Genomic DNA, 12,513 nt, shown 5'->3' with positions numbered 1-12,513 from the left:
GCCGTGGCCGGATCCGTTCTCGCCCCCGTGCCGGCCTCCGCCGCGCCCACCGCCAAGGACCGGCTGCGCCGCTCGCTGCGCAGCCGCCGTACCCGCTCGGGCCTGCTCAACGGCGCGCCCATCGTGATCTACCTGCTGCTCCTGTTCGTCTATCCGATCCTGAGCACCCTGATGCTCAGCCTCAAAGGCGCACGCGGCGGCCTGACCCTGCACTGGTACGCCGACGCCCTCAGCGGCACGAACCTCGCCGTCCTGCTCACCACCCTGCGGATCTCCGTCGAGACCTCGCTGATCAGCGTGGTCATCGGGTTCCTGCTCGCGTACGCGATGTCGCGCCTGCGTCCGCTGTGGGCCGGCCTGATGATGCTCATCGTCGTCGTACCGCACTTCATCAGCGCGCTCGTGCGCACGTACGGCTGGATCATCCTGCTCGGCGACCACGGCGTAGTGAACCAGCTGCTCGTCGACCTGCACGTCCCCGGCGCGCCGTTCCAGCTGCTCTACAACGAGATCGGCGTCATCATCGGCACGACGTCCGTCATGCTGCCTTACACGGTCCTGCTGCTGTACGCCGTGATGCGCGGCGTGGACCGGCGGCTGCTCGCCGCCGCCGCCAGCATGGGCGCGGGCCGCCTGGTGACGTTCCGCCGCGTCTACCTGCCCCTGGTCGCGCCCGGCCTGGTCAACGCCGCGGTGCTCAGCTTCATCCTCTGCCTGGGCTACTACCTCACCCCGGCACTGATGGGCGGCACCAAGCAGACGGTCGTCGCGGCGCTCATCGACGACCAGGTCATGAAGCAGAACCAGTGGAACAGCGCGGCGGCGCTCGGCGTCATCCTGCTACTGCTCACCTTCGCGGGGCTGTCGCTGCTCCGCCTGGCCAGAGCGATCGGCGCCAACGCCAGGCAGCGAGGTGCGGCATGATCGGCCTGCGCGGCACCTGGGCCGGGCGGATCTGCCTGGCCGTCGCCTCCACCGTCATCCTGCTGTTCCTGGCGATGCCGATCGTGGTGATCGTCGTGACCTCGTTCGGCAACGACGCGCTCGGCTCCTTCCCGCCGCACTCGTGGACGTTCAACTGGTACCACCAGCTGTTCGCCTCCGGCAGCAAGTGGCCCGGAGCGCTCTCCCTGAGCGTGCTCGTCGCCTCGATCACCACGGTGTTCTCCCTGGTGCTGGGCGTCACCGCCGCGACCGCGCTGGTCCGCAGCGACCTGCCCCTGCGCTCGGCGGTCTACGGGCTCGTCCTGGCGCCGATGGTCATCCCGCAGGTGGTCATCGCGCTCGGGCTGTTCCTGCTGTTCGACCCGGCCGCGATGCTCGGCAGCCCGATCGCGATCGCCCTTGGCCACACCGTGCTGGCCGCGCCGATCGCGGTGCTCATCCTGATGGCGACGCTGCGCGGCATCGACGAGCGGCTGGAGGACGCGGCGGCGAGCATGGGCGCCGGCCGGCTGACGATCTTCCGGCGCATCACCTTCCCGCTCGCCGCTCCCGGGATGGTGGCCGCCGCGATCTTCTCCTTCATCACCAGCTTCGACGAGTTCTTCATCTCCCAGTTCCTGTCCTCGGTCAACACGACCACCCTGCCGGTGCAGGTGTTCAACGTGCTGAACTACGACGTCGATCCGACGGTCACCGCGATCAGCGCCGTCCTCATCGCCGTCGCCGTGCTCGCCCTCGCGCTGGTCGGCGTCGCGCGCCGGCTGGGCTCGGGCCGGGCGAGCGGTCTGCTCCCCGTCGAGTCGGCCGCGGCCCTCCCCGGAAACGAGGCCCCATGACCACCGAATGGCCGACCCTGGCGGCACGGCACCTGCTGCTCAACATGACGTCCAACGGCTCGCTCGGCCCCGACGGCACGCCGGTGTTCGTGCTGCGCCGGGGCGAGGGAGTCCACGTCGAGGACACCGACGGCAGGCGCTACATCGACGGGCTGTCCGGGCTGTACTGCTGCCAGCTCGGCTACTCCTACGCCGGTGAGTTCGCCGAGGCGGCGGACCGACAGATCCGCGAGCTGTGCTTCAGCCCGCTGTGGTCCGCCTCGGCGCATCCGGCCGCCATCGAACTGGCCGAACGGCTCGCCGCCCTGGCACCCGAAGGCGTGGACCACGTCTTCTTCAGCGCCGGGGGAGCCGAGGCCGTGGAGACCGCCCTGAAAATGGCCCGCCGGTACCACGCGCTGCGCGGTGAGCCGGGCCGTACCAAGGCCATCTCCCGGCGCGGCGCCTACCACGGGCTGACGCTCGGCGCGCTGGCCCTGACCGACGACCCGGGCCTGCGGGAGCCGTACGGCGACCCGGCGATCGAGACCCGCTTCGTGGCCAACACCAACCGCCACGGGCTGGCCGGCATGGCCGACGACGCGGCCTTCACCGCCTACCTCCTCGCCGACGTCGAGGCCGCGATCCTGGCCGAGGGCCCGGAGACGATCGCGATGATGATCGCCGAGCCGGTCCAGAACCGCGGCGGGTGCATCACGCCGCCCGCCGGCTACTGGCAGGGGCTGCGGGATTTGGCCGACCGGTACGGCTTCCTGCTGGTCGCCGACGAGGTGATCACGGCGTTCGGCCGGCTCGGCGAGTGGTTCGGCGGTGACCGGTACGGCGTCCGGCCCGACATCGTCACGGTCGCCAAGGGCCTCACCGCCGGGTACGCCCCGATGGGCGCCACGCTCGTCGCGGACCGGGTCGTGGAGGTGCTGAACCGCCCCGGCGCCGTCCTCAACCACGGCTACACCTTCGGCGGCCATCCGGTGAGCGCGGCGATCGCGCTGCGCGCCATCGACATCATGACGCGCGAGCGGGTCCTGGACAACGTGCGGGACCTGCAGGACCACCTGGCCGAGCGGATGGCGGCGCTGGCCGCGCTGCCGATCGTCGCCGACGTACGCGGCGCCGGGTTCTTCTACGCCGTCGAGCTGTCCGGCGACCGGGAGGACGGCGGCTTCAGCGACGCCTGCCGCGCCGAACTCGTCGGCGACCTGATCCCGCGTGCCCTGCGCGAGTCCGGGCTGCTGGCGAGGGTCTACAACCGCGCCGCGCCACTGGTGCAGATCGCGCCGCCGCTGGTCGGCGACCGGGACCTGCTCGACCGGATCGTCGACATCATCGCGGACGCGCTGGAGCGCGCGTCCGCGCGGCTGACGACCCCGGCCATCCCCATCCACTGACGACGGAACGAGGAATCGAACATGACGGTGGACACCACGACCGCGTACACCATCGGCCCGGTGACCTGCGCGCCCGGCGAACGCGCCGAGGGCCTGATCCCGGTCGGCGTCAGCTCGTACGGCGTCGAGCTCGGCATGCCGGTCATCGTGGTCAACGGCGCCGCGCCCGGACCGGTGCTGTGCGTGGACGGCGGTGTGCACGGCGACGAGTACGACGGGATGGAGGCGGTCCGCCGCGTCCTCGCCGAGACCGATCCGGCCACGCTGCGCGGCACGCTCGTCGGCATCCCCTGCGTGAACACGCCCGCCTTCGAGGCCGCCGCCCGCACCAGCGGCCTCGACCACGCCAACCTCAACCGAATCTTCCCCGGGGACGCCGACGGCTCCTTCTCGCTCCGGCTCGCCGCGACCTTCGTCGAGCAGGTCATCCCGGCCGTCGACGCGCTGGTCGACCTGCACACCGGCGGGACGTTCGGGGAGATCGCCCCGCTCACGATCGTGCAGGGCGGATACGAGGAGCTGGCGACCCCGATCGGTCTGGCGGCGAGTCACGAGCTGATCTGGAAGGGCGGCTCCTGGGGCGGCACGGCGCGCCTGTCGACGCTGCAGGCGGGCAAACCGGCCATCACCATCGAGGCGGGCGGCGGCACCTACCGGGAGGGGACCGTCGACCTGCACGTCGGGAGCGTGCGCAACATCATGCGCCGGCTGGAGATGATCGACGGCGAGGTCGAACTGCGCGACCGCTACACGGAGGTCACCGGGACGTTCGCCCGCTCGGCCGCCGGTGGTTTCTTCCTCGGCCACGCCGGGCCGGGCGACCAGTGCAAGGCCGGCGACCTGCTCGGCAGCGTCGTCGACCACTACGGCCGCACCCTGGAGGAGGTCCGCGCCCCGGAGGACGGCATCGTGCTGTGGCAGCGCAGGATCCGCACCGTACGCCCCGGCGACGAAGTTGTGATCTTCGGCGCGGTGCGCGGGGAGATCCGGCCGTGACCGGCGATACAGGACGCCAGGACGTTCGCGGGCTGCTCATCGACGGTGAGCGCGTCCCGGCCGCGGACGGCCGCACCTTCACGGTCGTCGATCCGTCCTGCGGCGCCCCCGTCGCGGAGGTGTCCCGGGCCGCCCCGGCCGACGTGGACCGGGCGGTGGCCGCCGCGCGGGCCGCGCTCGCCTGCCCGGAGTGGGCCGGGATGCGCGCCGCCGACCGTGGCCGCCTGCTGGCCCGCATCGCCGCCGAGATCCGCGCGCAGGGCGAGGCGCTGGCCCGGCTGGAGAGCCTGGACGTCGGCAAACCGCTGCGCGAGGCCCGCGCCGACGTCGAGGCCGCGGCCCGCTACTTCGAGTTCTACGCGGGTGCCGCCGACAAGCCGGCCGGCACGACCGTCCCGCTCGGGCCCGGCCTGCTGGACTACACCGTCCGCGAGCCGATCGGCGTCTCCGGGCAGATCATCCCGTTCAACTATCCGCTGCAGAACACCGCGCGCGGCGCGGCGCCGGCCCTGGCCGCCGGCTGCACCGTGGTCCTCAAGCCGTCGCCGGAGGCGCCGCTGAGCCCACTGGAGATCGGCCGGATCGCGGTCGAATGCGGGCTGCCGTGGGGCGTGCTCAACGTCGTGCCCGGATACGGCGAGGACGCCGGGGCCGCGCTGGCCGGCCATCCCGGCATCGACCAGATCACCTTCACCGGCTCGGTCGCGACCGGCGTCAAGGTGGCTCAGGCCGCCGCCGCGAACGTCGTGCCCTCGGTGGTGGAGCTCGGCGGCAAGTCCCCGGTCGTCGTCTTCGCCGACGCCGACTTCGACCGGGCGCTGGCCGCGGTGGCGGGCTCGGCGTTCGGCAACGCCGGGCAGACCTGCTCGGCGGGCACCCGGCTGCTACTGCAGCGGGGCGCGGAGGAGTTCCTCGACCTGCTGGTCAAGCACGCGGAGGCGATGCGGCCCGGCCCCGGCCTGTCGGACCCGGACATCGGCCCGCTGGTGTCGGCCCGGCAGCGCGACCGGGTCGAGCGGTACCTGGCCCTGGCCCGGGAGGAGGGCGCGGTCGTCCGCGCCGGCGGCGGCCGGCCGGCGGACCCGGCCCTGGCCGATGGGTACTTCATCGAGCCCACCGTCCTGACCGGGCTCACCAACGACGCCCGCACCGCGCGGGAGGAGATCTTCGGGCCGGTCATCACCGTGCTGGAGTTCGACGACGCCGACGAGGCCCTCGCGATCGCCAACGACAGCCCGTACGGCCTGTCCTCCTACGTGTGGACCCGGGACGTCGACCGGGCGATGCGCCTGGCGGCCGGGATCCGGGCCGGGCAGGTGTACGTCAACGCCACCGGCGTCGGCACGGGCGTCGAACTGCCCTTCGGCGGCTACAAGCACAGCGGCTGGGGCCGGGAGAAGGGCATGGAGTCCCTCGCCAGCTACACGCAGGTCAAGAACGTCTGCCTCGGCTTCACGCAGGGAGGTGACCGTGCGCTACCGGCGGCTCGGCAGTGACGGCCCGCTCGTCTCGACCGTCGGCCTGGGCGGCAACAACATCGCCTCCCGGCTCGACGAGGACGGCACCCGCGCCATCGTGCACGCGGCACTGGACGCCGGGATCACCCTGTTCGACACCGCCGACATCTACGGCGCGTACGGCGGCGCGGCGGCCGGAGACGGCGAGCGCCTGCTCGGCGCCGCGCTCAAGGGCCACCGCGACGAGGTCGTGCTGGCCACGAAGTTCGGCATGAGCATGGGCGAGGAGGCCGACCGGTACGGCCCGCGCGGCGCGCCCCGGTACGTGCGGCACGCCGTGGAGGAGTCGTTGCGCAGGCTGGGCACCGACCGCATCGACCTGTACCAGTACCACGAGCCCGACGGCGTCACTCCGATCGAGGAGACGCTCGGCGCGCTCGATGAGCTGGTCGCCGAGGGCAAGGTGCGCCACGTCGGCTGCTCCAATCTGCCCGCCTGGACGCTGGCCGACGCGGCCTGGCAGGCCCGCACGGCCGGCCTGCCCGCGTTCACCGCCGTGCAGGCGCGGTACCACCTGCTGGACCGCTCCGCCGAGACCGAGCTGGTGCCCGCCTGTCGTCGGTTCGGCGTCGGCCTGCTGCCGTACTATCCGCTGGCCAACGGCCTGCTCAGCGGCAAGTACCGCAAGGGCGAGGCACCGCCGCCCGGCAGCAGGCTGTCGTGGCGGGAGGGCTGGCTGACCGAGGCGGCGCTCGACCGGGTCGAGGCGCTGCGCGCGTTCGGCGCCGAACGCGGCCTGACGCTCCTGCAGGTCGCCGTGGGCGGTCTGGCCGCGCTGCCCGCGGTCGGCTCGGTGATCTGCGGCGCCATGACCCCCGAACAGGTCGCCGCCAACGCGGCGGCGGCCGACTGGACCCCCGACGCGGCCGACCTGGCCGCACTCGACGACATCGTGACCCCCGGCGAGCGGGTGGTCTGAAGACCATGAGGTTGGAGAACATGCGGCAGATCGTCACCTTCGACGCCTACGGCACCCTGATCGACTTCCAGCTCGGACCGACCACCCTGAAGGTGCTCGCGGACCGGCTCGACCTGGACGGGCTGAACGTCGAGGAGTTCCTCGACGACTTCCGCGTCATGCGGTTCCAGGCCGTCCTGGAGGCCTACCGCCCCTACGACGAGGTGCTGCACTCCAGCATGGAGAAGGCGATGCGCCTGCACGGCCTGGACTACCGTCCCTCCGACGGCGAGGCCCTCGTCGCGGCGGTCCCGACGTTCGGGCCTTTCCCCGAGGTGCCGGACGCGCTGCGGGCCCTCAAGAGCCGGTACGAGATCGCGATCATCTCCAACACCGACGACGACCTCATCAAGCACAACGTCGCCAACATCGGCGTGGAGTTCGACCACGTCATCACCGCCGAGCAGGCCAAGGCCTACAAGCCCTCACGGGAGACCTTCGAGTACGCCCACGAGACCATGGGCGTCGAGCCGTCCTCGGTCATCCACGTCGCGCAGGGCTGGGAGTACGACCTGATCCCCACCCGTGACCTGGGGCTGCACCGCCGGGTGTGGATCAACCGGTACGGGCGCCCGGGCAGCGCCGACTACCGGCCCTACGACGAACTGCCCGACCTGTCCGGCCTGCCCGCCCTGCTCGGCTGCTGACCCCGGAGACCCGCATGAAGCAGATCCCCTACTGGCTCGACACCGCCCCGCCGTTCCCCGACCGGTCCGGTGGGGACCTGCCCGACGAGGCGGACGTCGTCGTGATCGGCGGCGGCCTCACCGGCCTGTCCACCGCGCTGCACACCGCCCGCAAGGGCGCCGACGTCGTCCTCGTCGAGAAGGACAAGGTCGGGTCGGGCGCCTCCGGCCGCAACGGCAGCATGTGCACCCAGGGCATCACCATCGGCGTCGGCGAGGCCCGCAAACGCTACGGGCAAGAACGCGCCCGCGAACTCTACGGCGCCTTCCGCGAGGCCGTCGACGTCGTCGAGAAGCTGACCGTCGACGAGCAGATCGACTGCGATTTCAAGCGGTCCGGCCGGCTCGGCGTGGCGTTCAAGCCCGAGCACTTCGCCGCGATGAAGGAACAGCAGCGCGTCCTGGCCGCCGACTTCGATCATCGGACCACGCTGCTCGACCGGACCGAGCTGCGGTCGGAGCTCGGCTCGGACTACTACCACGGCGCCCTGCTGGACCCGCTCAGCGCCGGCCTGCACGTGGGCAAGTACGTCCACGGCATGGCCGCCGCCGCTGAACGCGCCGGAGCGGTGATCCGCGAGCGCAACGCGGCGACCGCCGTGACCCGCGCCCCGGACGGCCGGTTCCTCGTGGAGACCCTGCACGGCACGATCCGCGCCCGGCAGGTCATGGCCGCCACCGACGCCTACACCGACCGGTCCATGCCGTGGTTCCGGCAGCGGCTGATCTGCGTCGGCAGCTTCATCATCGTCACCGAGCCGCTGGGGGAGGAGCTCGCCGGTGAGGTCATCCCGCGGGCCCGGCTGGTCGTCGATTCCAAGAACATCGGGCATTACATCCGGCTGACCCCCGACAATCGGCTGGCGTTCGGCGGGCGGGCCCGGTTCGCCCCGTCGGACCCGGCTTCGGACCGCAAGAGCGGGCAGGTGCTGAAGCGGGAGATGGCCGAGATCTTCCCGCAGCTGGCCGACGTCCGGATCGACTACGTCTGGGGCGGCAGCGTCGGGTTCAGCTACGACCGCATCCCGCACGCCGGCGAGATCGACGGCGTGTACTACTCGATGGGCTACTGCGGCCACGGCGTGCAGATGGCGACGTACATGGGGCGGGCCATGGCCGAGGTCATGGACGGCCATCCGGACGCCAACCCGCTGCGCGGTCTGGGCTTCCCGAAGGTCCCGGTGCCCTTCTACAACGGCACCGCCTGGTTCCTGCCGTTCGCCGGGGCCTACTACAAGGCCAAGGACCGGCTGCGCTGACCACGGCCGGTCCCGGCTCCCGGCCGGCGCCCTTTCGGGTCGCGCCGGCCGGGGCTCCGCGCGTCGAGGGCCTGCCTTCGGGGGCCGCGGCGCGTGCGGCCAACTCGGCACCTCGCCTATGGCTCCGTTCGGACTCCGCTCCGGCGAGGCCGACGCCGGTCGGCTGGTGCGCAGACCAACGAAGGGGACAGGCCGCCTGAGCGGCATCAGCGCCTACCGAGCCGCAAGCATGGCAGGCGTTCCGAGTCGGACAGGTCAGGATCGCTCAGGAGATCCGGGGCGGGCGGCGGCGCTCCCGCCGCCCGGTCCGCTCCTCGGCTTCGGGCTTGCGCGTGCGGCCTGGGGGCCGTTCGCGCCCGAGCCGAGAGGCGGACCGCCCGCTGTTCGCATGACCGCCCGCGCGGAGCCTGCCCGTCGCCGTCACCCCGCACCGCCGCCAGTTTGCGATCTGGGGCGCAGTGCCGCCGGCAGAACTTCGCCCTCCGGGTGCCTGCGGCATTCCGCCGGCCGCACCGCTCACCGTCGATTCCGGTCCTGTTCCGCTGCGGTCCTGTGGGCCGGGGCGGGCGGGATCTTTAGCCACCTCCGGGGTTGGGGAACCCAGGAACAGCCGTTATCGCTGAGAATGATCTTGTGTTTCTGGGGTGAGTTGGGGTTGATCATTTCCGGCAAGGAATCGGACATCTGGCATCTATCTGGTTGTTACTGGGTGATAGGCGGCGTGTCTACCGTCGTCGTTCATGCCTGTGGGGTTTTTGTCTGATGACCAGGTCAGGGCTTATTCGGCGTTCGAGGAGTTGCCGTCGCTGTCGGATCTGGAGAAGTTCTTCTTCCTGGACGCGTTCGATCGGGATGTGATCGCGCGGTCGCGTCAGGATTCGCATCGTCTGGGCGTGGCGATCCAGATCGGGACGGTCCGGTACAAGGGCCTGTTCCTGGAGGACCCTTTGGCGGTGCCGTGGCCGGTGGTGGACTACCTGGCCGAGCAGCTGGGGATCGGGGATCCCTCGCAGGTGAAGAAGTACACCGTGCGTCCGCAGACGGCGTACGACCACGCGTGGATGATCCGGGACGCTTACGGGTTCCGTGTGTTCGGCGATCGGGACTCGTGGGAGGGCCGGGTGGCCTCGAAGCGGTTCTTGACGTTCCTGCATGGGCGGGCGTGGACGCATGCGGAGGGGCCGACGGCGCTGTTCGATCAGTCGGTGGCGTGGCTGCGGCGGCATCGGGTGCTGCTGCCCGGGGTGACGGTGCTGGAACGCCTGGTGGCGTCGGTGCGGGAGCAGGCGGATGAGCGCCTGTACGCGACGGTGGCGCGTCAGGTGGAACGCGCCGATCCGGCCCTGCCGCAGGCGTTGTCGGGGTTGCTGGAGGTTCCTGCGGGCGCGCAGGTGTCGGAGCTGGAGCGGCTGCGGCGCTCGCCGAAGCGGCAGTCGGGTCCGGAGATGGTGCGGGCGTTGCAGCGGGTGGATGACATCGCCCGGTTCCGGCTGGGGCGGGTCCAGGTCGGCAAGGTGCCGGTCCGGCGGATGAAGACTCTGGCCAAGTACGGAGCGGGCAGCAAGGCGCCGCTGCTGGCCAGGCTGGAGGAGCCGCGCAAGACCGCGACGCTGCTGGCGGTGACCCGGTCGCTGGAGGCTGAGGCGATCGACGACGCGCTGGACCTGTTCGCGCTGCTGATGGCCACCAGGTTGATCTCTCCGGCGCGCCGCAAGTCCTCGGGCGACCGGTTGGCGATGCTGCCGAGGCTGGAGAAGGCCTCCAAGCTGCTGACGCGGGCGGGCCGGGTCTTGGTGGAGCAGCTGGATCTGGTCGCCGAGACGAACGCCGACCTGGACCCGGCCGCGTTGTGGACGGCGGTCGCCGACCAGGCCGGGGCGACCAAGGAACAGGTCCTGGCCGCGCTGGAACAGGTCGAGGAGCTCGTCCCGGCCGACGATGGCGCCGCCGAGGCGGCGCTGCGCGCTGCTTTGGTGGACAAGTACAACACCGTCCGGCCGTTCCTCAAGCTCCTCGGTGAATCAAAGGCCCTGTCAGCGGCGGCCGGCGGCCGCAAGGTCCTGGCCGCCGTGCGGCGCCTGCCGGAGCTGGCGCGCCGGCAGGTGTCCCGCAAGCCCCTCGTCCCGAAAGAGATCGACACCTCGCTGGTGAGCGCGGCGTGGAAACGGCCGGTGTTCGCCAGCCCCGACCTGCCGAAGGGCGCGGTCGATCGCGACGCGTATGTGGTGTGCGTCCTGGAGGCCCTCTATCGGGCGCTGCAGGTCCGGGACGTGTTCGCCTCCCCGTCGCTGCGGTGGGCCGACCCGCGCGCGCACCTGCTGGACGGCAAAGCGTGGGAGGCGATCAGCGAGGACGTGCTCGCGTCGCTGTCGCTCACCGACCCGGTCCAGGCTCACCTGGACGCCAAGATCTTGGCGCTGGACGCGGCGTGGAAGCAGATGGCCGGCCGCCTCGCCGAAGCCGGCGACGATGCCCTGGTCCGGGTGGTCACCCCCAGCGACGGGCACGCCCGGTTGTCGGTGGAGAAGCTCGGCGCGCTCGGCGAGAGCGCGTCGCTGAAGTGGCTGCGCGCGGCGTGCCAGGCGATGCTGCCGCGCATCGACCTGCCCGAGCTGCTGTTGGAGGTGCATTCCTGGACCGGGTTCCTGGACGCCTACGTGCACCTGGCCGAGGTTTCCACCCGCATGCCGGATCTGCCGCGATCGCTGGTGGCCCTGCTGGTCGCCGAAGCCTGCAACGTCGGCCTCACCCCGGTGATCAAGGACGGGGACGAGGCGCTGACCCGCGGCCGCCTGTCCCACGTCGATCAGAACTACGTGCGCGCCGAGACCCACGCCGCGGCGAACGCGATCCTGATCGAGGCCCAGCGGAGCGTGCCGATCGTCGCGTTGTGGGGCGGCGGGCTGCTCGCCTCGGTCGACGGGCTGCGGTTCGTCGTCCCCGTCCAGACGATCAACGCCGCCCCCTCGCCGAAGTACTTCGGCTACAAACGCGGCCTCACGCTCCTGAACGCCGTGAACGACCAGGTGATGGGGATCGGGCAGATGGTCGTGCCGGGCACCCCGCGCGACTCGCTGTACATCCTCGACACGCTGATCAACATCGACGCCGGGCCGCGACCCGAGGTCGTCACCACCGACCAGGCCTCGGATTCGGACATGGTGTTCGGGATCTTCTCCATGCTCGGCTACCGGTTCGCGCCCCGCTTCGCCGACCTCGGCGATCAACGGTTCTGGCGCGCCGACCTGCCCGACGGGACGGCGCCGGAGTACGGCCCGCTGGAAGCGATCGCCCGCAACAAGATCAACCGGCACAAGATCCACACCCAGTGGTCGGACATGACCCGGGTCGCCGGATCCTTGGTCACGAACCAGGTCCGCGCCTATGACCTGCTGCGCATGTTCGCCCGAGGCGGGCGCCCGACGCCGCTCGGGCAGGCGTTCGCCGAGTACGGGCGGATCGACAAGACGCTGCACCTGCTGTCCATCCTGGACCCGATCGATGACACCTACCGCCGCAAGCTCAACAAGCAGCTCACGGTGCAGGAGTCCCGGCACCGGCTCGCCCGCCGGATCTGCCACGGCGGCAACGGGCAGATCCGCCAGGCCTACCGCGAAGGCCAAGAAGACCAACTGGCCGCGCTGGGGCTGGTCGTCAACGCCGCGCTGTGGAACTCCACGTACCTGTCGGCCGCCGTCGACCAACTGCGCGCCCAAGGGGTCCCGGTCTCCGACACCGACGCCACCCGGCTGTCCCCACTCGGCCACGCCCACCTCAACTGCCTGGGCCGCTACGCCATCGCCGCCTCCACACCCGCCGCCGGCCTGCGCCAGCTCGGCGATGTCCCCAACCTGTCCGACGGCGACGAGTGGGTGGGCGAGGACGGGGTGTAGCCCCAGACGATCCCCCTCACGCGTCTCGGTAACGA

General features: G+C 71.5%; 9 protein-coding genes. All 9 read left to right on the top strand.

Features of this window, described 5'->3' with window-relative positions:
- Positions 1–3 precede the first annotated feature (3 nt).
- The 9 genes from AB0I04_RS33100 (at position 4) to AB0I04_RS33060 (ending at position 12,478) form a co-directional block, all read left to right on the top strand.
- Positions 4–924 (top strand): ABC transporter permease, encoded by a 921-nt coding sequence (locus tag AB0I04_RS33100; RefSeq protein ID WP_360893409.1) that lies wholly within the window; start codon positions 4–6, stop codon positions 922–924.
- A complete protein-coding gene (locus tag AB0I04_RS33095) occupies positions 921–1,781 on the top strand; it encodes an ABC transporter permease (RefSeq protein WP_360893406.1) in 861 nt (286 codons plus the stop codon). Before AB0I04_RS33100 ends, AB0I04_RS33095 begins: the two co-directional genes overlap by 4 nt.
- Positions 1,778–3,169 carry an aminotransferase class III-fold pyridoxal phosphate-dependent enzyme gene (locus AB0I04_RS33090; RefSeq protein ID WP_360893403.1) on the top strand — a complete coding sequence of 464 codons (1,392 nt, stop codon included), beginning with the start codon at positions 1,778–1,780 and terminating at the stop codon, positions 3,167–3,169. Before AB0I04_RS33095 ends, AB0I04_RS33090 begins: the two co-directional genes overlap by 4 nt.
- A gap of 21 nt (positions 3,170–3,190) precedes the next feature.
- On the top strand, positions 3,191–4,165 hold the full coding sequence (locus AB0I04_RS33085) for a M14 family metallopeptidase (RefSeq protein ID WP_360893400.1): 975 nt from the start codon (positions 3,191–3,193) through the stop codon (positions 4,163–4,165).
- A complete protein-coding gene (locus tag AB0I04_RS33080; protein ID WP_360893397.1) occupies positions 4,162–5,661 on the top strand; it encodes an aldehyde dehydrogenase family protein in 1,500 nt (499 codons plus the stop codon). The genes AB0I04_RS33085 and AB0I04_RS33080 overlap by 4 nt, the downstream gene beginning before the upstream one ends.
- Positions 5,636–6,601 carry an aldo/keto reductase gene (locus AB0I04_RS33075; protein ID WP_360893394.1) on the top strand — a complete coding sequence of 322 codons (966 nt, stop codon included), beginning with the start codon at positions 5,636–5,638 and terminating at the stop codon, positions 6,599–6,601. The genes AB0I04_RS33080 and AB0I04_RS33075 overlap by 26 nt, the downstream gene beginning before the upstream one ends.
- A gap of 5 nt (positions 6,602–6,606) precedes the next feature.
- Positions 6,607–7,287: a haloacid dehalogenase type II gene (locus AB0I04_RS33070; protein ID WP_360893391.1), complete on the top strand. Its 681-nt coding sequence runs from the start codon at positions 6,607–6,609 to the stop codon at positions 7,285–7,287.
- 14 nt (positions 7,288–7,301) lie between these two features.
- Positions 7,302–8,585 (top strand): FAD-binding oxidoreductase, encoded by a 1,284-nt coding sequence (locus AB0I04_RS33065; protein ID WP_360893388.1) that lies wholly within the window; start codon positions 7,302–7,304, stop codon positions 8,583–8,585.
- Between the two features lie 740 nt (positions 8,586–9,325).
- Entirely contained in the window at positions 9,326–12,478 is a 3,153-nt protein-coding gene (locus AB0I04_RS33060; RefSeq protein WP_360893385.1) for a Tn3 family transposase, read from the top strand.
- Positions 12,479–12,513: the final 35 nt, after the last annotated feature.

This window comes from Actinoallomurus sp. NPDC050550 (assembly GCF_040655075.1).
Taxonomy (GTDB): domain Bacteria; phylum Actinomycetota; class Actinomycetes; order Streptosporangiales; family Streptosporangiaceae; genus Actinoallomurus.
The sequence above is the reverse complement of the archived record's forward strand: the minus strand, read 5'-3'. Positions and strand labels throughout refer to the sequence as shown.